The sequence below is a fragment of the Dyella sp. LX-66 genome (assembly GCF_018599165.1).
Classification (GTDB): domain Bacteria; phylum Pseudomonadota; class Gammaproteobacteria; order Xanthomonadales; family Rhodanobacteraceae; genus Dyella_D; species Dyella_D marensis.
The window spans coordinates 543,526-566,209 of record NZ_JAHFVJ010000001.1; the positions used below are offsets into that span (position 1 = coordinate 543,526).

General features: G+C 66.2%; 19 protein-coding genes. 7 read left to right on the top strand and 12 right to left on the bottom strand.

Annotation, left to right across the window (positions count from 1 at the left end; genetic code table 11):
• The first annotated feature begins 123 nt into the window (after positions 1 to 123).
• A complete protein-coding gene (locus KK141_RS02415; RefSeq protein ID WP_214570785.1) occupies positions 124 to 1,044 on the top strand; it encodes an alpha/beta hydrolase in 921 nt (306 codons plus the stop codon).
• 293 nt (positions 1,045 to 1,337) lie between these two features.
• Here KK141_RS02415 and KK141_RS02420 read toward each other — a convergent pair whose 3' ends face one another.
• The 5 genes from KK141_RS02420 to KK141_RS02440 form a co-directional block, all read right to left on the bottom strand.
• Entirely contained in the window at positions 1,338 to 1,655 is a 318-nt protein-coding gene (locus KK141_RS02420; RefSeq protein WP_214570786.1) for a hypothetical protein, read from the bottom strand.
• A gap of 565 nt (positions 1,656 to 2,220) precedes the next feature.
• Complete coding sequence (locus KK141_RS02425; RefSeq protein WP_214570787.1) at positions 2,221 to 2,529, bottom strand: hypothetical protein; 309 nt, start codon at positions 2,527 to 2,529, stop codon at positions 2,221 to 2,223.
• A 39-nt stretch (positions 2,530 to 2,568) separates the two neighbouring features.
• Positions 2,569 to 2,883, bottom strand: a complete 315-nt coding sequence (locus KK141_RS02430) for a hypothetical protein (protein WP_214570788.1) — start codon at positions 2,881 to 2,883, stop codon at positions 2,569 to 2,571.
• Positions 2,884 to 3,001: 118 nt separating this feature from the next.
• Positions 3,002 to 4,168: a M23 family metallopeptidase gene (locus KK141_RS02435; RefSeq protein WP_214570789.1), complete on the bottom strand. Its 1,167-nt coding sequence runs from the start codon at positions 4,166 to 4,168 to the stop codon at positions 3,002 to 3,004.
• Between the two features lie 139 nt (positions 4,169 to 4,307).
• Positions 4,308 to 4,853, bottom strand: a complete 546-nt coding sequence (locus KK141_RS02440) for a TetR/AcrR family transcriptional regulator (RefSeq protein ID WP_214570790.1) — start codon at positions 4,851 to 4,853, stop codon at positions 4,308 to 4,310.
• 210 nt (positions 4,854 to 5,063) lie between these two features.
• Here KK141_RS02440 and KK141_RS02445 point away from each other — a divergent pair, with 210 nt between their 5' ends.
• Entirely contained in the window at positions 5,064 to 5,294 is a 231-nt protein-coding gene (locus tag KK141_RS02445) for a hypothetical protein (protein WP_214570791.1), read from the top strand.
• A gap of 48 nt (positions 5,295 to 5,342) precedes the next feature.
• Here the strand turns inward: KK141_RS02445 and chrA are convergent, their stop codons facing one another.
• The 4 genes from chrA to KK141_RS02465 all read right to left on the bottom strand — a co-directional run bounded on the left by chrA (position 5,343) and on the right by KK141_RS02465 (position 9,033).
• On the bottom strand, positions 5,343 to 6,551 hold the full coding sequence (gene chrA / locus KK141_RS02450; protein WP_214570792.1) for a chromate efflux transporter: 1,209 nt from the start codon (positions 6,549 to 6,551) through the stop codon (positions 5,343 to 5,345).
• A gap of 205 nt (positions 6,552 to 6,756) precedes the next feature.
• Positions 6,757 to 8,142, bottom strand: coding sequence for a serine hydrolase domain-containing protein (locus KK141_RS02455; protein ID WP_214570793.1), 1,386 nt, complete (start codon positions 8,140 to 8,142; stop codon positions 6,757 to 6,759).
• A gap of 254 nt (positions 8,143 to 8,396) precedes the next feature.
• Positions 8,397 to 8,609 (bottom strand): helix-turn-helix transcriptional regulator, encoded by a 213-nt coding sequence (locus tag KK141_RS02460; RefSeq protein ID WP_214570794.1) that lies wholly within the window; start codon positions 8,607 to 8,609, stop codon positions 8,397 to 8,399.
• Positions 8,602 to 9,033: a hypothetical protein gene (locus tag KK141_RS02465; protein WP_214570795.1), complete on the bottom strand. Its 432-nt coding sequence runs from the start codon at positions 9,031 to 9,033 to the stop codon at positions 8,602 to 8,604. Before KK141_RS02465 ends, KK141_RS02460 begins: the two co-directional genes overlap by 8 nt.
• A 166-nt stretch (positions 9,034 to 9,199) precedes the next feature.
• Here KK141_RS02465 and umuD point away from each other — a divergent pair, with 166 nt between their 5' ends.
• From umuD to KK141_RS02485, 4 genes are read left to right on the top strand one after another with little or no spacing between them, the layout of a single operon-like run.
• The gene (umuD, locus tag KK141_RS02470; protein ID WP_250901491.1) at positions 9,200 to 9,769 is read left to right on the top strand and encodes a translesion error-prone DNA polymerase V autoproteolytic subunit; all 570 of its coding nucleotides are present in this window, start codon (positions 9,200 to 9,202) and stop codon (positions 9,767 to 9,769) included.
• Between the two features lie 7 nt (positions 9,770 to 9,776).
• Positions 9,777 to 10,409: a translesion DNA synthesis-associated protein ImuA gene (imuA, locus tag KK141_RS02475; RefSeq protein WP_214570796.1), complete on the top strand. Its 633-nt coding sequence runs from the start codon at positions 9,777 to 9,779 to the stop codon at positions 10,407 to 10,409.
• A gap of 4 nt (positions 10,410 to 10,413) precedes the next feature.
• The gene (locus KK141_RS02480; RefSeq protein ID WP_214570797.1) at positions 10,414 to 11,826 is read left to right on the top strand and encodes a DNA polymerase Y family protein; all 1,413 of its coding nucleotides are present in this window, start codon (positions 10,414 to 10,416) and stop codon (positions 11,824 to 11,826) included.
• Positions 11,823 to 14,918, top strand: a complete 3,096-nt coding sequence (locus KK141_RS02485; protein ID WP_214570798.1) for an error-prone DNA polymerase — start codon at positions 11,823 to 11,825, stop codon at positions 14,916 to 14,918. Before KK141_RS02480 ends, KK141_RS02485 begins: the two co-directional genes overlap by 4 nt.
• Positions 14,919 to 15,862: 944 nt before the next feature.
• Here the strand turns inward: KK141_RS02485 and KK141_RS02490 are convergent.
• Together KK141_RS02490 and KK141_RS02495 are read right to left on the bottom strand one after the other, a co-directional pair.
• A complete protein-coding gene (locus KK141_RS02490) occupies positions 15,863 to 19,756 on the bottom strand; it encodes a transporter substrate-binding domain-containing protein (protein ID WP_214570799.1) in 3,894 nt (1,297 codons plus the stop codon).
• Between the two features lie 196 nt (positions 19,757 to 19,952).
• A complete protein-coding gene (locus KK141_RS02495) occupies positions 19,953 to 20,627 on the bottom strand; it encodes a response regulator (RefSeq protein WP_214570800.1) in 675 nt (224 codons plus the stop codon).
• Positions 20,628 to 21,187: 560 nt separating this feature from the next.
• Between KK141_RS02495 and KK141_RS02500 the strand changes: the two genes are divergently transcribed.
• On the top strand, positions 21,188 to 21,964 hold the full coding sequence (locus KK141_RS02500) for a ferredoxin--NADP reductase (RefSeq protein WP_167258573.1): 777 nt from the start codon (positions 21,188 to 21,190) through the stop codon (positions 21,962 to 21,964).
• A 16-nt stretch (positions 21,965 to 21,980) separates the two neighbouring features.
• Here KK141_RS02500 and KK141_RS02505 read toward each other — a convergent pair whose 3' ends face one another.
• On the bottom strand, positions 21,981 to 22,637 hold the full coding sequence (locus KK141_RS02505; RefSeq protein WP_214570801.1) for a serine/threonine protein kinase: 657 nt from the start codon (positions 22,635 to 22,637) through the stop codon (positions 21,981 to 21,983).
• Between the last annotated feature and the right edge of the window lie 47 nt (positions 22,638 to 22,684).

A 22,684-nucleotide genomic window follows, 5' to 3' on the forward strand; every position in this document is an offset into this window, starting at 1 on the left:
GCCAGCGATCACATGTACGTGACAGCCCCCACCCTGAACTAGCCGCTGGACGAGGCAGGCAAGCCGCACCGTCCAGTGCCGGGGAACCATCCATCAGTCATTCACTGCCTTGGGAGTCTAGCCATGATTCGCCGCTTCCTGATCGCGTGCCTGCTGGCCGCATCGAGCGTTCCAGCTGCCGCCGGCGTTCAACCGTTCCCCTCGTCGTTTCGCGTGCAGGATATCGAGACCAAGGGCGCCACCATCCATGTGCGCGTCGGCGGCAAAGGCCCCGCCGTCGTGCTGCTGCATGGCTTTGGCGACACCGGCGATATGTGGGCGCCGCTGGCGACGGACCTGATGCGCAACCACACGGTCGTGGTGCCGGATCTGCGCGGCATGGGTTTGTCGTCGCATCCCGAAGAGGGTTATGACAAACGATCGCAGGCCGCCGATGTGCGTGGCGTGCTGACCAAGCTGGGTATCGACCACGCCGCCGTCGTGGGCCACGACATCGGCACCATGGTGGCGTATGCCTATGCCGCCCGTTACCCGGACAAGACGGACCGGCTGGTGGTGATGGATGCCCCCGTTCCCGGTATTCCGCCGTGGGATCAGATCGTGCGCTGGCCGGCGCTGTGGCATTTCGATTTTGGCGGCCCGGACATGGAGCGCCTCGTGGCCGGCCGCGAGCGTATTTACCTGGACCGGTTCTGGAATGAATTCGCCGGCACGCCGTCGAAGATCGACGAGGCTACGCGGCAGCATTACGCCGAGCTTTATGCCAGACCTGGCGCCATGCACGACGCCTTCCTGCAGTTCCGCGCCATTCGCAAGGATGCCGAGGACAACAAGGCCGCGATGGCAACCAAGCTCACCATGCCGGTGCTGGCGGTGGGCGGTGAGAAGTCGTTTGGGTCGAATGAGGCGATAGTGATGCGTAATGCCGCGACTAATGTCACCGAGCTGGTGGTTCCCGGTGCGGGGCATTGGTTGATGGAGGAGGCTACGGAGACCACGGTTTCGGCGATTCATAGTTTTATCGATGGCAAATCGGTGAAGTAGGACGTTATGCCGGATCGAATACAGCTGGTCATGGAACTCTTCTCCCCGCCGGGGAGCACGCGGGGAGCGCACATGGATGTGCGCGGCTCTGAGGAGCGAGGAAGATGCCGGTCCCACGGGACTCCCTTCGGTCGCAGGCAGATGAGGGGCGGGTGCTCGCGGTAACGCTTCTACGGGGCGATGAGAAAAGCTTTGCCGCTTGTAGCGACCCTCCGCGCATCGCTCCGCCCGGCCCCTCACCCTAACCCTCTCCCCGGCGGGGAGAGGGGGTTGAGAGGGTGTCGCGAGTAAGTTTATGAGGCGTCCGGATCGGCCTCGGTTGTCGAACAGGCCGCATCGCGTTCGACCTCCAACCACTGCATCCGCAAATGCGCCTGCGCCGCGCACCTTGCGCCCATATCGATAAACACCCCGATCCCCTCCAGCATCACGGGCAAGCGCTTTGCATCGATATCGCGGTTCTCCTGCACCAAATCCGCCAGAACCCGAATCGAGTGATACGCGTACTGCAACCACTCCGTCGCATCGTTCAACAAAGCATCCGGCCCCGCCTCGGGATCGGAATAATAAGCAGCGTTACGCACGATCCACGGTTCGCCAAACATATCCATAAGTAACTCCTTGCTAAGCACCGCGCCCTCGCCGCGTAAAACGGCGCGCCGCCAGACAGCACGACGCGCCGCCGACCTTACGGACTCGGGGTTTACCGGCGGCCCATGGAAGGGGCGCCGGGCGGCTTGATTGAGGAAGTGGGTTGCGGCTTTAGAGATTTTCGCCGTCGCGCAAGGCGACGTGCCGGGTAAGACGGCTCGGATTCTTTCCTACGAAAATTCTTAAACCGCGGTTCTTCAACCGCGTCCGCGTGGTCGTCGGACAGCCCGGATGGCCGGTGGGTGTGTCGCCCTGGGGATCGGCGAGCGTGCAAGTACCGTATGATCTGGCATAGCCATGATCAACTCCTCGTTAGTTGGTGATGGTCAGCGGGTCGTAGGAGGGCCAACTCCTGCGACCCGCGCTTCTCACAGCATTACTGCCATGGCTGCTCGCGACGCGACTTGAAAACACACCGCGAGCAACGCCTGCCACGCTATCAAATGGATTTTCGGTTGTCTGTAGGCGCACGCTCGTGTTGTGCGCACGAGGTGCAATTTACAGACATATCCGATGGCATTGAGGTCAGCGATCCTTCGACGAGCCGCTGATCGCCTCGTTCAGAGCATTCGTGGTTAATTTGTCCACTTCTGGATTGCCGCTGGTCCAGCGATACGTCTCCCGGTACTTGGCGATCGCCGATAGCGCCTTGGATGTATCGCCCTTCGGATCGTGACCTGTCCTCTTCATCAAGGCCAGCTCATAAACATGGCTGTTCAGTCGCGACTCCAGGCCTTTTCTAGCGCCGTCGACATCTTCGGCGCGAAGACTTTTGAGCGAACCACCTCCCGTCCTTGTGATCAGCTTGCGCCCGCACGAATTGAAGTCGAGCAAATGATGTATCGCGCCCCGCTCATTCCCTCCAAACGCAAATCAGGGCCAGCAATGCATGCCCCCATTGGTCTCGCGGATTGCCGCGCGCATGACATGCGGTGGGAAGAGCCCTCTATCGCACAATGCACCGAACAGGTCGTTTCCGCCGCGCGCTTCCGTAAGGATCGCCACCGGTTGCGCCTTATCCCTTAGATGAATAATGAGGACGTCGGAGTCGTATATCCCCATATCCTTGAAACACACTTTGGCAACTTCGTCCCAGCGAAAGCTCTGCTCCCAATCCGGACTCATGCGCTCAATCACATGGACGCGCACACCCTCTTCGTCCATTTCCACGGCGAGCCGCTGATCCATAGGCAGCGGACGCCGTGCGGACCACCATCGCTTAAGGCGCTCAAGCACTGCCATGTTTCCCACCCCTCGTTCAATCCATGACCTGACGTCGCCTTGCCGGGCTGGGCTTTAACTGGCGCTACGGATTCGCAAACCGCACCACCACATCGTTCAACGGCATCTGCAGCTTCCGCTGCCCCACCGTCGACTCCTTCCACGCCTCGCCCTGCCCGAACAACTGCGCCTCCGATTCCGGCCCGAGATAATCGAAGCTCTCGAATACGTAAGGCAGCCCTTCCGACCCTTCGAAGGTCACCGCCGTCGACAACTGAAAATGCAGATGCGGCGCGGCCGAATTCCCGGACTGGCCGAGCTGCCCGAGCGACTGCCCTCGATGAACATGGTCGCCTGGCTTGACCTTGACGCTGCCCTTCTTCAAATGAGCATACGTGGCGAATACACCGGGCTGAAGTTCCAGCACCACGTAATTGCCGAACAGGCCGTCCGCGGTCAGCGACGAAGGCTCGGGCTGCGGGCTCAGCGGTTTGTGTTCCTGCTCGCCGTCGCGGGTATCGCGCACCACGCCATCGGTCACGGCGATCACTTCCGCGCCATAACCGATCCAATCCGCATACGTGGTCTTCTGCATATCCTTGACGCCCGGCCGCATTGCATGGCCTGAGTCGTCGACGCCAACCAGATCCAGTGCATAACGCTGCGGAATCGTCAGATCGCCATTCACCGCCACCAGGCTGCCCCAGTGATGCGAATGCGCATTGCCGGGCCCTTCGTGCGCCAGCCAGCGTCCGCCGCGCAGAGGCGGCCCCAGCGTCATCGGCTTCTGGCTGTCGACCTTTACCGTCGCGCCATCGAGCGTGGTGACGGTCTTTTTCTCGGTATCGAATTCGATATGGTGGCGCAGCGTGTGCGGTAAAGCCGCGCCGGCAGACAGCGTGATCCATACGAAGACGACTGCGCGCTTGCCGGGAGCAATCGACACCGGCGCATGCTCCGCGGGCGCGGGCCGGACGAATTGGGACAACTGGTTTTTATCGAGCACCAGCAACGGCGTCTTCGCGTCATCGCCGAAGACCTGCAGGCCTTTCGGTTTCAGCGCACCCGTATCGCCATAGAAATTGGTGATATGCAGTTCGTAAGCCAGATGGACCGCGCCATCCGTCCCGGTAAACCCTTCGGGCGCAAAAGGCACCCGCGCTTCCACCGGAGCAAGCGCCTTTTCCGCATGAATCCCTGGCACGCAACAAGACAAGGCGATCAGCATCGCCACCGCAGACCTGCGAATCATTCGAACTCCCCCAAAGGCGCATCGATATGGTGAACGCGACGTCCAATCCAAATGCCCCTGGGCTCCCTTGGCTTGGTGTCCGCGGCCTACCTTAGCGCACTGGCCGGTGCGGCGTAGGTGCCGTTCGGTGCGACCGTCATCACTTGGCGAGCCGATCGAGCGCCGCATGTGCGGCAGCCTTGATCAATGCGCTGACCTCGCTCGCCGAACGGCCCTCCGCCAGCTGCCGGAACATCGCAAAGCTGGTAAGGGCAAAGATCAGATCGACCGCATCGCGGCGCGGCTGAACACGCGTGCCTTTGCCGGCCACTTTTTCGACCAGGCTTCCGATCAGCAGCCGGCGCCGCTCGTTGCGCGCGATCAAGGCCTGGGCGAATTCCTGGTCCGGCGCCATGGCGTCGTAGATATGCCGCAGCGCGGGGTCGCTGCTCCAGAACTCGCAGCAGATCTGCACCAGCTGGTCGAGCCCTTCGCGCGGATCGGCCTGTTCCCGCACATGCCGCAGCCGGCCCATCTGCCCGCGCAGTGCGATTTCGTCGAAGACCGCTTCCATCAGCCCGCGGCGCGAGCCGAACTGGTTGTAGACGGTCAGGCGCGTCACGCCCGCGAGCTTGGCCACCATCTCCAGCGAAAAGTTGGCGGCGCTGTCCGACTCACGGAGAAATTGCATGGCGGCCTGCAGCACGCGCTCGCGCTTTTCGGCGGCGGCGGCGGCACGGACGGGGCTGGAGTAGGAACGCGTGGTCATGGTGGTCGCTTGTAAATTACATATACACGTGTATATTCAATATCACCAACCGCAGGAACGGCGCGATATCGGCCCCATGGTAGCCATGCCCGATTCGCCTGCGCATCGATAAATCAATTTGAATGACCAAGGCCAGGAGCAAGCACCATGCTAGTCCATGTTTTCCGCGGCCCCGGTCGCGTGTTCGGCGTAACGGCGGACGCCACGGGCGCCAACCTGCCCGCGCAATTCGCCCCTTGGAATGCCCTGAAATCGGCGGAACTGGAGCGCGAGCGCGCGATGCCTGGCATCGACTCGGGCGAATGCCTGGACGATATCGTCAGGTACGGGTTCCACATCACCGATGCGCATGTGCGCATCACCGATCAAGTCATTTGAATTGACTAATCGCGGTGCAGGGGAACGGATTTCCCTGTCGATTCGGCATCACGCAAGCGCGTGGCGCGCGAGCGAAGCGCCCACGCACCAGATCACCACGGCCCACGCGGGCCAGCGCAACGCCACCAGGCCGGCGAAACCCACCGCGGCAATCGCAACATCCCCGATATTGCCCACCGCACTGACCCACACGGGATCGTAGAACGCCGCCGCGAGCAGGCCGACCACGGCCGCATTGACGCCGGCCAGCATCCGCGCCGCCCGATCGCGCGCCGCCAAAACCCGCCAGAACGGCAGCGTTCCGGACACCGCCAGCAAGCCCGGCAGGAAGATCGACAGCACGCCGATGGCCGCGCCGGCCGCACCGCCCTGCCCGCCATACATCTGCTTACCCAGGAAGGACGACAGCGTGAACATCGGCCCCGGCACCGCCTGCGCGGCGCCATAGCCGGTAAGGAAGGTGTCCGGGCTGACCCAGCCGGGATCGACGATGGCGTGCTTGAGCAGTGGCAGCACCACGTGGCCACCGCCGAACACCAGCGCACCGGTCCGATAAAAAGCGCCGGCCATCTGCCCCAAGGGCGGCAACAGCGGCGACAACACCAGCGCCGCCACCAGCAACGCTCCATACGCGAACAGAAGCACCGAGCCGGTGCGTGCCCCATACGCCAACGCAAACGTCTCGCCCTGCCGGGCAAGCACCTGCCGGCAGATCAGCGGCCCAAGCGCCGCTCCACCCGCCACCACCAGCAACTGCATCGCCGGCAGCGTGCTGAAGATCATCAGTACAGCGGCCAGCACCGCCAGCAAGGCCCGCGGCAGGTCGGGACACAAGCTGCGCGCCATGCCGAGCAAGCCCTGGGCAACGACCGCCACCGCCACCAGCTTCAAGCCATGGACCACGGCCTGCCCCCACGGCCCCGCCAGTTGCCCGCTGAACTCGGCGAACGCAAACAGCAGCAGCGCCGAGGGCAAGGTGAATGCAACGAACGCCGCCAGCGCACCCGCCCAACCGGCGCGCAGCAGGCCGATCGAAAAACCAAGCTGGCTGCTGGCCGGCCCCGGCAGGAACTGGCACAGCGCCAGCAGCTGCGCGAAATGTTCCTCATCGAGCCAGCGGCGACGCTGCACGAACTCGCGACGGAAATACCCCAGATGGGCGATCGGTCCGCCGAACGAAGTCAGCCCCAGGCGAAGAAAGATGGCGCCGACTTCCCAGGCAGTGCCAGGAGGCGAGGTTTTCGCAGCCTTGTTCATACGCAAGCCGACCAGCCCATCGAGCCGCCATCCTTATCCCACTGCGCGACTTCGTAGCACAAGCCTATTGCGCGTGGGTTTCCCTGGCCGCGTCGGCGTCGGGGATCCGCGTGTAATGGCTGACGGTCTCCACGTGCACCGGGCCGCCGTCATAGGCATTGGCCACTTGCTCTTCGATGCGGTTGTGGCACGCCTCCTCATCCCATCACGGTGTCGGCGCAACCGCCTCCGCCATGCTCGGCATCGGCTGCGCCGGATTATCGCCGCCATCGAAATAATCCAGCCGAACTACCTTCCCATGCGCATCGCGCACCGGCGCGAAGTAACTCAGCTCGTCCGGCACGAAGTACAGCTTTCCATCCGCCGTCATCTGCAGCGGCACGAGGTTGTGCTGGCTGCGCTGGGCATATAGCCGCCCGTCCTTCACCGACAAGGTTTCCGTCGTCTTGCCGTCGATGCGGTACTGCCCCACCAGTGCGTTGACCATGTCGTCCGACGGCGCAACACCTACCGGATCCACATACGGCTTGCCGATCGCGATCGCCGCCAACCGCCGCGCCATGGTGCGCGCGTCGAAGTTGTCGTCGTTGGCGAGCACCACCACCGTGACGTCCTGCTTCGGAAGATAGGCAAGCGCGGAAGCAAAACCATTGATCTGGCCGGTATGGCCGACCATCTCGCTGTCCCGCACCCGCCACAGATACATGCCCAGGCCATAGCGATGCGCCGGTGATTCGACCGGCTGCGCCGGTGTCGTCATCGCACGGAAGCTGGTTTCGCTCACCACGCGGCCGCCGGCCAGCGCGCGTATCCAGCGCATCAGATCGTCAGCCGTGGCAACCAGCCCGCCAGCTGCCGCCGGAATGCTCGAACTGATGAAGGATGCGTTCTCGACACGGTGCGCAGGATTGTCGGTGCTGTAGCCGGCAACACGCCCGGCGATCAGCGCAGCACCATCGCCGTAGCGGATCTGCGCCGTCCCCACCGGCTCCAGCACGAGCTGACGCATCGCCTCATGCCACGGTTGCCCCGTGACTTTTTCAATCACCGCGCCGAGCAGAATGTAGCCGGCGTTGGAATACGCCCAGCGCGTGCCGGGTTCGAAAGCGGGATCGCGCTTGGCGATCTCGGCGACCTGCGTGGCCGTATCGATATCGCGCCGCATGAAACCGGGCTGCGGATTTTTGGCGACATCGGAAACGCCGGCCGTGTGGCTCAGCAATTGGCGCAGGGTGATGCGATCGGCGGAAGGAATCCCGGGGAAATATTTGGCCAGCTTGTCGTCCAGGGAAAGCTTTCCCTGCTCGGCCAGTTTCAGCACCGTCGCCGCGGTAAAGATCTTGGTGATCGACGCGATGCGGAACACCTGGTCGGCAGCAAGCGGCACACCCAGCTCGATCTGCGCCTGTCCGCGCGCTTCGCGGAACAGCACCGTATCGCCCTTGGCGATCAGCACCACCACACCGGGGCCGTCAGTGGCTGGAACCGCGTGTTCCAACGCGGTGCGGGCCTGGGCGGCGACGTTGGCGTCGGACGCGGAGGCCACCGAGGCAGCCATCAGAGCGAACACGATCAGGCCACGACGAAACATATCGCCCCTCCATAATCGAAGCCTGACCTAAAGCCCCTCTCCCTCCGGCGACCCGAAGGTAGTCCCCGTGGGAGAGAGGAGTTGGGGAGAGGGTACGGCCGAAGCGGTGCGCCCCACTCCGCCCGAACCCTCATCCGGCTGCCGCCACCTTCTCCCTGAGGGAGAAGGATTCAAAACCTGGCGTTGAGCGGCATTCCAGTGAGCGTAGCGAGACGCGTGAACTCAAGCCTGCCCCGTTCGTCACCCCTGCCCCGTCAGCTTTCCCACCGGAACACGTCATCCAACGGCTTGCCAAACACCTCGGCAATCCGAAACGCCGTCTCCAGCGTCGGCGAATACTTCCCCGCCTCCACCGCGGCAATGGTCTGCCGGGTCAAACCGACGCGCTGCCCCAGATCCGCCTGGGTCATCTCGCCGGCCATGAAGCGCAGCGTGCGGATGTTGTTGGTCAGGCGCTTCTCAGACACGCCAGCCCCGGCGGTAGGCGAGGGCCAGCGAGCCGTGGTGGACGACCTCGGCGGCGATCACGGCCAGCAGGGCGCCGTGCACGATGTCCCAGCCGCTGTGCTTGAACGGCATGACGAAACCGACCACCAGCATCCCGGCCATCAGCACGTAGTAGGCGAAGGTGGACGCGCGGGCATCCATGAAGCGCTCGCGCTCGTCCGGCGCCTCGTAGCGGTGGCCGCCGCCACCCAGGCGGGCGTACAGCCGCTCGCCGCCGGCGATCACGCCGAGCGAACCCAGGGCGACCGCCAGGGTGGCGATGCGGGTGAGGAAGCTCAGTTCGGCGTGCGCCTGCTGCTGCACCCCCACCGCAATGAAATAGGCGGCGCCGACCACGATGAGCGCGGCGGTCCAGATCCAGGCAAAGCGTTCTCTCGGCAGCATGGGCGTGTCCCCTCTTGGCGTGGCCGCAATGTCCGCCAAAGATAACTTGATGTCAAATATTTTTTACTTGAAGAAATTTCTTATCGCCGAACCCGAGGTATCTCAAGCGCTGAGATGATGCCGGTGCTATCTTGATTACCGACCCGCTATTCAAGCTGCCGCAGCCATGTCTCCTCCCTCCCACGGTGGCTCCCGCCCCGGCGCCGGCCGCCCCTCCAGCGAATCGACCCAGCGCCTGCGCGTTCCCGAAAGCCAGGTGCCGACCGTGCTGGCCTACCTGGACGCCTACCGCCAGGGCAGCTCGCTGGACACGCCGCGGCCGCTGTCCCTGCTGCCTTCCACGGTGGCGCTCACCGCCTTCAGCAGCCGCGTGCCGGCGGGCCTGCCCAGCGCGGCGGACGACGACGTCGCGGATGTCGTCGATCTCAACCAGCACCTGATCATCGCGGGGCACGAACCGAGCACCTTCATCGTGCGCGTGTCCGGCTGGTCGATGATCGGTGCGGGCATCTTCGACGGTGACGAAGTGCTGGTGGACCGCGCGCTCAAGCCACGCCAGGGCGACATCGTGGTGGCCATCGTCAACGGCGAGCTGTCGATCAAGCGGCTCGGCCAGGTCGACGGCAAGATCGCCCTGCTGCCGGAAAACGCGCACTTCAAGCCCATCGTGTTCAAGGAAGGCGAAACGCTGGAACTATGGGGCGTCGTCACCCGCTGCCTGCGCCAGCTGCGTTGAGCGGGCGATGGGCCAGGTCGTCGCCCTCGATGCGCTGTTCGCCGGTCGCCAGGTCTGGCACGGCCGCGCCGCGCCCGCCGCGGAACCCGGCAGCCAGCCCACCGGCTGGGCGGAGCTGGACGCCGCGCTGCCCGCCGGCGGCTGGCCGGAGCATGCGCTGAGCGAAATCCTGCTGCCCGCCGACGGCGTGGGCGAGCTGCAACTGGTGCTGCCTACCTTGGCGCGGCTGACGCAGGCCGATGGCGTGATCGCGGTGATCGCTCCGCCTTACGCGCCTTGCGTCGCCGGCTGGGAAAACCGCGGCGTGGCGATGTCGCGCGTGGACATCGTGCGCACCGATACGCCACGCGACGCGCTGTGGGCCGCCGAGCAATGCCTGCGCTCCGGCAGCTGCGCGGCCGTGCTGGCCTGGCCGCAGCAGGCGGACGACCGCGCGCTGCGCCGCCTGCAGGTCGCCGCCGATCACGGCCGCGCGCTCGGCTTCCTGTTCCGCGACCGCCGCCACGCACCGCAGGCTTCGCCGGCGGCACTGCGGCTGGAAGTGGAAACCGCGCCGGTGCGGCAGCTGCGCATCCGCAAATGCCGCGGCGGGCAGCCGCCGGCCATGGCGATTCCCTTCCCCGCCGAAAGCGGGCGCTGACGCCATGCTCTGGGCCTGCATCCTGCTGCCGCATCTTGCACTGGACGGCGTACTGCGCCGCCGCCCGCCGTCGGACGAGCCGCTGGTGCTGGTCACCGGCTCCGCGCAGGCGCGCAGCGTCTACGCCGCCAATGCATCCGCGCGCGCGGCGGGCTTGCGCCCCGGACAGAAGCTCGCCGCGGCGCAGGCGCTGCTGGCGCATTTCGACGCGGTGGAATACGACCCCGCGGCCACCGAACGCTGGCATCGCCTGCTCGCCGCCTGGGCCTACCGCTACAGCGCCGAGGTGGCGCTGTGGCCGCGCGCGATCGTGCTGGAAGTCAGCAAGAGCCTGGGCCTGTTCGGGCCCTGGCCGAAGTTCGAACGCCAGCTGCGCAACGACCTGACCGAGCTGGGCTTCCGCCACCACATCGCACTTGCGCCCACCGCGCGCGGCGCTCACGTGCTGGCTGGCATGCACGACGGCCTGGCGGTGACCACGCCGGATGCGCTGCACAGCGCGCTGCTGTCCGTGCCGGTGGGCAAGGCGCGCCTGCCCGGACAGGCGGCCGACAGTCTCGCCGGCATGGGCCTGCGCACGCTGGGCCAGCTGCTGCGCACGCCGCGCGATGGCCTGCGCCGGCGCTTCGGCGACGAGCTCACCGCGCATCTGGATTACCTCACCGGCGCTACGCAGGAAGTGCTGCCGTTCTATCGCCCGCCGGACCGGCTGGACCTGGGGATGGAATGGGCGCACGAGATCGAGCACGTGGAAGCGCTGGTGTTTCCGCTGCGCCGGCTGACCGGCGATCTCGGCGCGTATCTGGCCGGACGCGATGGCGGCGTGCAGCGCTTCATGCTGCGGCTGATCCATCGCGACGGCAGTTCCACCGACGTCTCGATCGGCCTGCTCGCGCCCGAACGCGAACCGGCCATGCTGTTCGAACACGCGCGCGGCCGCCTGGACCGCATCACCCTGCCGCAACCGGTGGTGGCGATGCGGCTGGTGGCGCACGAGCTGCCGCCGTTCGTGCCGGCCGGGCGCGATCTGTTCGACACGCGTCCGCTGCACGCGCTGCCGGCGGAGCAGTTGCGCGAACGCCTGCGCGCGCGCCTGGGCGACCAGGCCGTGGGCAAGCTGCGCGCCAGCACCGACCCGCGTCCGGAACGCGCGCAGACCGCCGACATGCAGGCGCAATTCATCGGCACGCCCACGCCGCTGCCGCGCCCGACCTGGCTGCTGGACACGCCGATCCCGCTGCGCGGCCCGCCGCCGCGCATCCTGGCCGGCCCCGAGCGGCTGGAAACCGGCTGGTGGGACGGCGGCGGCCTGCGCCGCGATTACTACGTGGTGGAAACCGCGCAGGGGCAGCGCGCCTGGGTGTTCTGTTCGATCGGCGAACACGGGCCGTGGATGCTGCACGGGTGGTTCGCATGACGGACTACGCGGAACTGCACTGCCTGTCGAATTTCTCGTTCCAGCGCGGAGCGTCCAGCGCGGGCGAACTGTTCGAGCGGGCCAAGGCCTGCGGCTATCGCGCGCTGGCGATCACCGACGAGTGTTCGCTGGCCGGCATCGTGCGTGCGTACGAAGCGTCGCTGGCCAGCGAGCTGCCGCTGATCGTGGGTTCGGAATTCAAATTGAATGACGAATTACGTTTCGTGCTGCTGTGCGAAACGCGCGAAGGCTATGCCTCGCTATGCCGTTTGATCACGCGCGGCCGCCGCGCCTCGGCCAAGGGCACCTATCACCTGACCCGCGCCGACCTCGCCGACGGCCTGCCCGGCACGCTGGCGCTATGGCTGCCGGACCACGAGCCGAATGCCGCGGACGGCCGTTGGCTGGCCGAACGCTTCGCCGGCCGTTTGTGGCTGGCGGTGGAATTGCATCGCGGGCCGGACGATGCGGCACGCCTGCACCGGCTCGAAGCGCTGGCCGGTGAGCTCGGCATTCCGGCGGTCGCCGCGGGCGACGTGCATATGCATGTGCGCGGGCGGCGGGCGCTGCAGGACACGCTTACCGCGATCCGCCACGGGCTTACCGTGGCGCAGGCCGGAGCGGTGCTGTTCAAGAATGGAGAGCGGCATCTGCGTGCCCGCGATGCGCTGGCGGATATGTATCCAGCGCAGCTGCTGGCGGAGACGGTGCGGATTGCGGAGCGCTGCAGCTTCAACATGGACCAGTTGCAGTACCGCTATCCGGCAGAGTTGGTGCCGGAGGGGCATACGGCGGCATCGTGGCTGCGCAAGCTCACCGAGGAGGGCATCCAGCGGCGCTGGCCCGATGGCATCAGCGAGAAGAACCGCAAGCAGATCGAGATCGAGCTGGCGCTGATCCGCGAACTGGACTACGAGCATTACTTCCTTACGGTGGAAGATATCGTCCGTTATGCGCGCAGCATCGACATCCTGTGCCAGGGCCGCGGCTCGGCCGCCAATTCGGTGGTGTGCTATGCGCTGGGCGTGACCAGCGTGAGCCCCGACGAGGCGCAGCTGCTGACCGAGCGCTTCATGTCGGCCAGCCGCAAGGATCACAAATACAACCGCCCCGAACCGCCGGATATCGATATCGATTTCGAGCACGAGCGGCGCGAGGAAGTAATCCAGTACATCTATCGCAAGTACGGCCGCGAGCGCACCGCGCTGGCCGCCACGGTGATCAGCTATCGCGGCCGCAGCGCGGCGCGCGACGTGGGCAAGGCGCTGGGCTTGTCGACCGACCAGGTGGCGTCGCTGAGCGATGTGTTTGCGTGGCGCAACGGCGGCTCGCTGCGCGAGCACCTGCAGGAGGCGGGGCTGGATCCGGACAGTCCGCTGCTGGAACGGGTGATTTTGTTGACCGAGGAACTACGCGGCTTTCCGCGGCATCTCTCGCAGCACGTGGGCGGCTTCGTGATCTCCGATGCGCCGCTGTCGGAGCTGGTGCCGGTGGAAAACGCGGCGATGCAGGACCGCACGATCATCCAGTGGGACAAGGACGATCTGGACCGGATGAACCTGCTCAAGGTGGATTGCCTGGCGCTGGGTATGCTGACGTGCGTGCGTAAGTGCTTCGATCTGATGAAGCAGCATGAGGGGGTGTCGCACACGCTGGCGTCGATCCCGATCGATGACGAACCGACCTACACCATGGTGCAGAAGGCCGACACCATCGGCGTGTTCCAGATCGAAAGCCGTGCGCAGATGTCGATGCTGCCGCGGCTGAAACCGAAGAATTACTACGACCTGGTGATCCAGGTAGCGATCGTCCGGCCCGGCCCGATCCAGGGCGACATGGTGCATCCGTATCTGCGCCGGCGGCGTGGCGAAGAAAAGGTCTCCTATCCTTCGGACGCGCTGCAGGAAGTACTCGAACGCACGCTGGGCGTACCGCTGTTCCAGGAACAGGTGATGCGCATCGCCATGGTGGCCGCCGGCTACAGCGGCCCCCAGGCGGACGAACTGCGCCGCGCCATGGCCGCATGGAAACGCCACGGCGGCATGGAAAAGCATCGCGACCGGCTTTTCGCAGGCATGGCCAAGAACGGCTACAGCGAAACCTTCGCCGCGCAGATCTTCGAACAGATCAAAGGCTTCGGCAGCTACGGCTTCCCCGAAAGCCACGCCGCCGGCTTCGCCAAGCTCGCCTACGCCAGCGCCTGGCTGAAATGCCATTACCCCGCCGCGTTCGCCTGCGCCCTGCTCAACGCACAACCCATGGGCTTCTACAGCGCCAGCCAGATCGTGCAGGACGTAAAACACCACAAGGTGGCCGTGCTGCCAGTCGATCTGCGCTACAGCGACTGGGACTGCACGCTGGAACGCGACCCGCGCAGCCAGGGCGGCTTCGCCCTGCGCCTGGGCCTGCGCCAGGTGCGCGGCTGCTCTGAAGCCATGGCGCGGCGCGTCGAGCAATCGCGCGCGCAGTCACCGTTCGCCGACATCGTCGACCTGTGCACCCGCGCCAGCCTGGACCGCCGCCACCAGGACCTGTTCGCCGATGCCGGCGCCTTGCGCGGACTTGCCGGCCACCGCCATCGCGCGAAGTGGGCCGTCAGCGGCGTGGAAGCACAGCTCCCGCTGTTCGGGCGCAGCAGCCCCGCCGAGGAAGCGGTTGCCTTGCCGCCACCGACGGCAGCGGAGAACCTGCTGGCCGATTACGCCCACACGGGGCTCAGCCTCGGCCCCCACCCGCTGCGCCTGCTGCGGACGCGGTTGCGCGCGCAGCGCTTCCTGGATTCGAAGCAGCTCACCGGACTGCAGCACAAGATGCCGGCCCGTATCGCCGGGTTGGTCACTCAGCGGCAGCAGCCGCAGACGGCTAGTGGGGTGACCTTTATTACGCTCGAGGATGAGCATGGTCCGGTGAATGTGGTGGTGTGGCGACAGGTCGCCGAGCGGCAGCATCGAGCGTATCTGGAGGCGCGCCTGCTCGGCGTGGAGGGGCACTGGGAGACGGTGGATGGCGTCTGCCATCTGATCGCGAAGAAGTTGGTGGACTTGAGTCCACTTTTAGGGGCGTTGGACGCGCGGTCCCGGGATTTTCATTAGGTGTCGCTGGGCGCGACTGCCTTTCGTCACTCTGGCGTGGGGCGCCTTGCTCGTCATTCCGGCGTAGGCCGGGGTCCTTTTTGCGGTGTCGCTTGGTTTTCGCGTTATCGCGAATGGGCCGCTTATGCAGCGGGCATTTCGGACGCCTGCCGGCGCCCGAGTCACTTTTTCTTTGCTGGCCCAAAGAAAAAGTAACCCAAAAGAAATGGCCTAAGAGCAACGGCTCGCGACGCGACTAGAAGGAGCGGTGGGCGGCTGCGGTAACTTGATTAACCTGGGTCTATACGAAGCGAAAGTGCGTTTACGTGACGCGCACTTCAACGTGCCGTGGCGAAGAGGACGTTCAGCGACTGAGGCGGCTTTTGCTTTTCGTTCCTGCATGCTCCACCACCGCACTTCTCCCTCTCCCCTCCGGGGAGAGGGTCGGGGTGAGGCGTCGGGCGGAGCGCGGCAGTGGAACTCTCCTCAACCTGATCTGTAAGGCTTTGCAGATTTTTAGGTCTTTGCGGGTGAGGCATGACGAACCTTCCGCTCCGCCCGGCCCCTCACCCTGCCCTCTCCCCGGAGGGGAGAGGGGTGAAGTCGTGAGGCAGGCAGGAACGAAGAGCAGAAGCTGGTACCAGTCCTTGAACATCCTCTTCGCCACGGCACGTTGAAGAACGCGCCACGTAAACGCACCGTCGTTTCGTGTAGACCCAGGTTAATCAAGTTACCGCAGACGCCCACCGCTCCTTCTAGTTGCGTCGCGAGCAGTTGCTCTGAGGCTATTTCTCTTTGGTTACTTTCTCTTTGAGCCAGCAAAGAGAAAGTGACTCGGGCGCCGGCAGGCGCCCGAAATGCCCGCTGCATAAGCGGCCAGCTCGCGTTAACGCGAAAACCAAGCGATACCGCAAAAGGATCCCGGCCTACGCCGGGATGACGAGCAAGAGGCGCAGCCTCACCCCTCACAGCGCCCGCGCAACCACCTCCAACCTGTCGAGGTACCCCTCGACCCTCCTCCGAAACGCCAACGCATCCGCCATCACCTCATAGCGGTCCTCCGACTTCAGCGCCATCTCCAGCGCCTGCCCCTCCTCCGTCAGCGGATTGCTCCCGAACAACTGCAAGCCGCCCAGCAAGCGGTGCACCCAATGCGCCACATCCAGCGGCCGCCGCTGGTCCACCAGCACATCCAGCGTCAGCAGATCCACGCGCGTCGTGCGCACGAAGCCGGTCACCAGGGACTGGATCACATGGTCGTCGCCGAAGCTCTCTCGCAGCATGCCCAGGTCCACCTCGAACACCGGCCGCACCGCCGCCGAGCCGACGCCGAACAGGCGCTCCAGTTTTGCGCGCAGTTCGGGCATGCGGACGGGCTTGGGCAGGAAGTCGTCCATGCCGGCGTTGGTGCAGCGTTCCAGTTCGCCGGGCATGGCGTTGGCGGTCATCGCCAGCACCAGCAGGTGGCGGCCGCTGTGGTTCTCGCGGCGGCGCACGGCGCGGGCCAGTTCGTAGCCGTCCATCAGCGGCATGTGGCAATCGGTGATGAGCAGGCCGTAGCTGCGCTGCTCCAGCGCGTCGAGCGCCTGCTTGCCGTTGGCCACCACGTCGCAGGCATAGCCGAGCTTGTCCAGCTGGGCGGCGATCAAGGCCTGGTTGATCGGATTGTCCTCGGCCACCAGCACGCGTCCGTCGGTGCCGGCGCTGGCGCCGAGCAGCGCTTCGCGCTCGCTCTCGCCCACGGCCAGGCCCAGCGCGCGCTGGCAGGCAATGGCGAAGGTGGACCACTTCAGCGGATTGCTGGTGACGGTGACGCCCGCGGCGCTGCTGGTGTAACCGTGCGGATCGGGAATGGCGGTGACCGCGATGCAGGTGCCGGCCGCGGCGGGACGGCCGGCGCCGAACTGCTCGTCGACGAAGAGCAGGTCCGGATGCTCGCCGCCAAGCCTGCCGTGCCGGCCGCGCGCCGCATCGCCGTCGTCCACGCTCATGCCCAGCGCCAGCACATAGCGCCGCAAGGCCAGCGCCACGGCGGGATCCGCCACTTCGATGCGCACCGTTCGCCCGCGCAGCGCGTGATGCGAGAGTTCGCGGCGGTGGATCGGCATGCTCAGCTCCACGTGCATGCCGGTGCCGAGATTCACCTCGCTCTCCACCGCGATGGTGCCGCCCATCAGCTCCACCAACCTGCGGCAGATATACAAACCCAGCCCGGTGCCGCCATAGCGGCGCGTCGTCGACGACTCCGCCTGGGTAAACGGCTGGAACAGGCGGTACAGCTGGTCCGGCGACATGCCGATGCCGGTATCGACCACGCTGACACGCACCTGCTGGCTGGCGCCGCTGTCCTCCAGCACCTTCACGTACACGCGCACCGCGCCGAGCATGGTGAACTTGATGGCATTGCTGACAAGATTGAGCACGATCTGGCGCAGCCGCACGTTCTCCGCGCTGACCTCGCCGGCCAGGCGCTCGTCGATGTCCACCGCCAGCGCCAGCCCCTTGCGATGCGCCTGCGCCGACAGCACGCTCACCGTGCTGTCGATCAGATCGCGCACGTCCACCGGCACGTACTCGATGCTCAGCCGGCCGGCTTCCATCTTGGAGAAGTCCAGCACGTCGTCGAGGATCTGCAGCAGCGCCGCCGCCGAGGCCTCCACCGTGCCCAGCATGCGGCGCTGCTCTTCGTTCAACGGCGTGTGGGCCAGCAGTTCCAGCATGCCGATCACGCCGCTCATCGGCGTGCGGATCTCGTGGCTCATGGTGGCGAGGAATTCGGTCTTGGCCTGGGTGGCGGTCTCGGCCTGTTCCTTGGCGCGCGCCAGCTGCTCGGCCTGCTGATGCTGCTCGGTGGTGTCGACCCAGCAGCCGCTGAAATGCACCACGCCCTCGACCAGGCGCGGCGTCGCGCTGGTCGACACCCAGCGCAGGCCGCCCCAGGCCCGCACGCGCACCACCGCCTGGAACGGCATCATGCTGCTGGCGGCGCGTTCCACTTCGGCCAGCAAGGGCGCACGGTCTTCCTCGACGATGGCCGACAGCGCGCCGCGCTTGCCGTCGATGAACACCTGCGCGCCGATGCCGAACATCGGCTCCGGATTGCCGCCGACGAACAGGAAGCGCACGCCTTCCTCGCGCGTGTAGCGGAACTTGTAGACCACCGCCGGCAGATGGCGGGTGACGTCGGTGAGCTGCTCCTCGGTGCGCCGCCGCTTGCTGGTCTCGCGGCGCAGCCGGAAGTACGCGTAGGACACCGTCAGCAGGAACAGCAGCACGATCGCGATCACCGGCAGGGTCTTGTGCGCGATCTCCTTCCAGCTGCCGCCGAAGGTGTAGTGCGCGGCCAGCCAGGTGTTGCGGATGGACTGCTGCTTGCGCTCCGGCATGTTCACCAGCACGCGGTTGATCAGCGGTACCAGCGGGGCGTAGCGCTTGGCCACGCCCATGGTGAGCACCACGTGGTCCTCGGTGGGGGCGTTGATCTTCAGGCGTCCGGGAAAACGCTCGCGGATGACGAAGTCGGCGTTGGCGATGTCGCCCACGAAAGCGTTGGCGGAGCCGTCCGCGACCTTGGACAGGCCTTCCTCGGTGCTGGCCACGCCGACCACGTTCACCCCGCGCATGCGCCCGGTCATGGCCCGGATGTCCTGCCGCGACAGATTGGCGGCGACGGTCCAGCCGGCCATGTCGTAGGGGCCGGTGATGGGATTGGCCTCGGTGCGGGTGACGATCATCACCGGGTAATCCAGATAGCCCACGGAGAAGTCCATCAGCGCGGACTGCTCGGGACTGACCGGCGACACCGCGGGGATCAGGTCCACCTTGCTCTCGGCCATGCCACGGATCACCTCGCCCCAGTTGCGCGCCGGCACGTAGGTGAGGCGCAGATCCAGCGCCCGCGCGATCTCGCGCAGGTAGTCGCTGGAGATGCCCGCGGGCTGGCCGTTGCGGTCCAGCAGGGTGAACGGCGGTGAGGTCGGGTCCATGGTCACGCGCAGCGGCGGCAGCTTGCGCAGCCAGGCGCGCTCGTCCTCGCTGAGCGGCACGGCGGCGTCGTCGCTGCGCGGGTGGCGCAGGTCGCCGTTGAGCCAGGGCGCGCGCAGGCGCGCGTGGTCCTCGTTGGTGAGCAGGGCCAGCGCCTTGTCGATGGCGCCGATCAGCGGCGCGCGGTCGTGCGGCGCGGCCAGGCACAGCGCGGAGATCGGCAGCGCCACCAGCGGGCCGACGTGAAGCTGGTTCTGCAGGCCGGCCGCGTCGATCGCCAACCGCTCGGCGTAGGGGTTCTCGATATAGCCCTCGGCACGCCCGTCCGCGACCATGCGCAGCGCATCGCGCGTGCTGCCGGCGTGCACCAGCTTCACTCCGGGGATGTAGGCGCGCGCGGTTTCGGCGGTGGCGTCCTGGGCCAGGCTCACCAGGGTGGCGTCGCGCAGGCCGGCCATGTCCTTCACACGCTCGTTGCCGGCGCGCGTGACCAGGGCGGGAAAGTCCTCGAAGTAAGGCTGGCTGAACTGCAGGTGCGCGGCGCGGTCGGCGGTCGGCGAGATATTCATCAGCAGATCGACCGAGCCGGCCTGCGCGGCTTTCAGCAGGGCCGGCCAATCCGGATACACGCGATAGGCGACGCGCACGCCGAGCATGTCGGCCAGCCTGGCCAGGTAGTCCGGGCCCATGCCCTGCACGCGGCCTTCGACCACGCTTTCGAACGGCGCGAAACCCTCCTGGTAGCTGCCCACCACGATCACCGGATGTTCGGTGAGCCAGCGCTCCTCTTCCGGCGTGAGCACCACGCCGTCGGCCGCGGCGCAGCGTACGGCGCACAGCATCATCGCGAACAGCCACCAGCGCAGCCAAGCCATGCAAAGACCTTCCTATGAATAACGATGGCGGGGCGCCAGCCCCGGCATCTGCCGCCGAACCGCCCCCGCGCAACGCTCCGCTTGGATGGGCCGGGCAGCATGCACGGCCGGAGCGGCTGCCGTAATCAGGCCTTTCGCAGCGAGTAAATCAGCGTGTTCTGAAAACGACATAGAAAAATCCGAGCACGATGATGCGTCAGCGAAAGCCGAGCTTTTCCAGGTATTCGCCGATCGCGCTGTCGTGGAGGATGCCCAGCTTCTTCATGCCGCTGCGCTTCTGCGCGCTCACCGTTTTGATGCTGCGATGCAGGCGCTCGGCGATCTGCGTCACGGTGAGCTGGGCCATGCCGTACAGGCGCAGCACTTCCATCTCGCAGGGAGAAAGTTCCTTTGCGATGGTTTCCGGAGAGTGCTCCCGCTGATGGAAGCGCTCGCGCAGGCTGGGACTGACGTAGGTATCGCCCCGCTTCACCGCGCGCACCGCATTGGGCAGGTCGGTGGCGAACGACTTCTTGTAGGCCAGGCCCTTCATGCCCTTCTCGCGGATCGCGCGCAGCACGGCCACGTTGTTGAGCATGGTCAGCACGATCACCGGAATCTGCGGATAGCGCGTGGCCAGCAAGGTGATCAGCGGCAGGCCATCGGCGTGGCGCGGTTCGCTGGCGCTCTCGCCGGAGAGCTCGTCGGGCGCGTCGCCCGGCATGGAGAAGTCGGTGATGATCACATCGCAGGGCAGCCGGTCGAGCCGGTCGATCAGCTCGCTGCCGTTGCAGGCCTCGCCGACCACCTTGATGTCGCCGTGCCGCTCCAGCACGGTCCTGACGCCGATCACCACCACCGGGTGGTCGTCCGCCACGATGACTCGAATCATCACGCTGCCCTCGTCTGTACGCCGATCCCCATGCCATGCGTCCGTGCCTCTGGGAAAGCGTCCACCACCACCTCGAACCGCGATACCCGCGGTGTTTTCCGTAAGAGAAAACGAATGGCGCTGGATGGTGCTGCCAGGGTGGAACGAGCGTGGCCGTTCCCTGCATTTCGCGAACCGTCGCGAACGGCTGTGCGAAGTCTTCATTCAACTCCAACGGACGGTGCATGGGCATCCGCGGCTGGGTCCCATTTGTCCGAAAATGTATCGAATTCGCTTCGGATTTCTCCGATTACGCCAAGATTTAGAATTTTCCTGGTCTGCCGCGTCCGGGCTTTCGGGGTCGCCAGATCGCCGCCCCGGGCGCGGCTTCGGCGCTTCCGGCCGGCAGATGGCATAATGAGCCGCATCGACTGCCGTCCGGCAGTGCTCGTCAGGCAGCCCTCGCCACCCCAACGAGTCCACGCTGACGAGTTCGCGCTAACGAGTTCGCGCTTCGGCGGCGCCTGGCGCGCCCGCCGCGCGGTTCTTATACGAATCTTCTTGAGATCAACGGTAACCCCATGGTCGCATTGGCAACGGAGCACGTGATCGACGTGCACCACTGGAACGACACCCTCTTCAGCTTCCGCACGACGCGCGACCCCGGCTTCCGCTTCGACAGCGGACAGTTCGTGATGATCGGCCTGGAAACGGAGGGCCGTCCGCTGATGCGCGCGTATTCGATCGCCAGCGCGCACTGGGAAGAACACCTGGAGTTCTTCAGCATCAAGGTGCCGAACGGGCCGCTCACCTCGCGCCTGCAGCACCTGAAGCCCGGCGACCCGGTGACGGTGAGCCGCAAGCCCACCGGCACCCTGGTGCTGAACGACCTGAAGCCGGGCCGGCATCTTTATCTGCTGGGCACCGGCACGGGCCTGGCGCCGTTCCTCAGCGTCATCCGCGATCCGGATACCTACGAGCGCTTCGACAAGATCGTGCTCGCCCACGGCGTGCGCCACGTCAACGACCTGGCCTATTCGGACTACCTCGAACGCGAGCTGCCCGCGCACGAATACCTGGGCGAGCTGGTGCGCGAGAAGCTGATCTATTACCCCAGCGTCACGCGCGAGCCGTTCCGCAACCGCGGCCGCATCACCGACGCCATCGCCGACGGCCTGATGAGCCAGACCATCGGCCTGCCGCCGCTGAACCCCGACACCGACCGCGTGATGCTCTGCGGCAGCCCGTCGATGCTCGAAGACGCCTGCGCCCTGCTCGACGGCCGCGGCTTCCACGCCTCGCCGCGCACGCGCGAGCCGGGTGACTACGTGGTGGAACGCGCCTTCGTCGAGAAGTGACGCGGCGGGCGCGCCGTCACTGGCGGATGCGCCCCTGCCCCTCGTTGTCCCAGTAGCCGAAGATCCGCCGCGCCACCAGCTTGTACAGCCGCTTGAAGGTGGCGCGCCACAGCCGCGCATGCGGCGCCGGCGTGGCGAGGATGGCGCGCTGGCGCGCGCTCAGTGCGTCGGCGCAGTACGTGCGCTTGTGCTTGAGCAGATGGCGCAGGTCCTCACGCGCCAGCAGGCGGAACAGCGCGCCGCGGCGGCCGCGGGTCCAGGCGATCTGGAAATCCACCAGGGCCGGGCTGCCGTCCTTGCGCACCAGCCAGTTCGGTTCCTTGGCCAGGTCGTTGTGCACGATGCCGCGGCGGTGCAGGGCCGCCAGCAAACGCAGCGCATCGCGGTAATACGCCCGGTCGCGCGGCTGCGCCTGCTGCATCGGCGCGCCGGCGATATAGCCGCGCAGCAATTCCTTTCCGTTCCAGCCCAGCAGCGCCGGCACGCCGTCCACGCCGGCGAGCTTGGCCAGCGCGCGCGCCTCGCGGGCCGCGGCGCGGCGCGCAAACGCGCGCGCCCACCAGCGGGCGCCGCCGATGTCGCGGCGGATCACCGGCACGCCGTCGCGGCGCGTGAGTTCGATGCGGCCCAGTTCGTCGGCCTTGAGCAGATGGGTGTCGTCGGTGCTGTCCACGTGGCTTCCCGCGAGCGGCGGCGGGGTACACTCGCCCGCCATGCGCA

What these genes read in the sequence shown, in the direction of transcription:
- KK141_RS02465 (WP_214570795.1), bottom strand. Translation starts at nt 9,033, where the DNA reads ATGCTGCCGAGAGAACGCTTTGCCTGGATCTGGACCGCCGCGCTCATC.
- KK141_RS02495 (WP_214570800.1), bottom strand. Translation starts at nt 20,627, where the DNA reads ATGATTCGAGTCATCGTGGCGGACGACCACCCGGTGGTGGTGATCGGC.
- KK141_RS02435 (WP_214570789.1), bottom strand. Translation starts at nt 4,168, where the DNA reads ATGATTCGCAGGTCTGCGGTGGCGATGCTGATCGCCTTGTCTTGTTGC.
- KK141_RS02490 (WP_214570799.1), bottom strand. Translation starts at nt 19,756, where the DNA reads ATGGCTTGGCTGCGCTGGTGGCTGTTCGCGATGATGCTGTGCGCCGTA.
- KK141_RS02455 (WP_214570793.1), bottom strand. Translation starts at nt 8,142, where the DNA reads ATGTTTCGTCGTGGCCTGATCGTGTTCGCTCTGATGGCTGCCTCGGTG.
- KK141_RS02485 (WP_214570798.1), top strand. Translation starts at nt 11,823, where the DNA reads ATGACGGACTACGCGGAACTGCACTGCCTGTCGAATTTCTCGTTCCAG.
- imuA (WP_214570796.1), top strand. Translation starts at nt 9,777, where the DNA reads ATGGGCCAGGTCGTCGCCCTCGATGCGCTGTTCGCCGGTCGCCAGGTC.
- umuD (WP_250901491.1), top strand. Translation starts at nt 9,200, where the DNA reads ATGTCTCCTCCCTCCCACGGTGGCTCCCGCCCCGGCGCCGGCCGCCCC.
- KK141_RS02500 (WP_167258573.1), top strand. Translation starts at nt 21,188, where the DNA reads ATGGTCGCATTGGCAACGGAGCACGTGATCGACGTGCACCACTGGAAC.
- KK141_RS02480 (WP_214570797.1), top strand. Translation starts at nt 10,414, where the DNA reads ATGCTCTGGGCCTGCATCCTGCTGCCGCATCTTGCACTGGACGGCGTA.
- KK141_RS02420 (WP_214570786.1), bottom strand. Translation starts at nt 1,655, where the DNA reads ATGGATATGTTTGGCGAACCGTGGATCGTGCGTAACGCTGCTTATTAT.
- KK141_RS02430 (WP_214570788.1), bottom strand. Translation starts at nt 2,883, where the DNA reads ATGGATCAGCGGCTCGCCGTGGAAATGGACGAAGAGGGTGTGCGCGTC.
- KK141_RS02415 (WP_214570785.1), top strand. Translation starts at nt 124, where the DNA reads ATGATTCGCCGCTTCCTGATCGCGTGCCTGCTGGCCGCATCGAGCGTT.
- chrA (WP_214570792.1), bottom strand. Translation starts at nt 6,551, where the DNA reads ATGAACAAGGCTGCGAAAACCTCGCCTCCTGGCACTGCCTGGGAAGTC.
- KK141_RS02445 (WP_214570791.1), top strand. Translation starts at nt 5,064, where the DNA reads ATGCTAGTCCATGTTTTCCGCGGCCCCGGTCGCGTGTTCGGCGTAACG.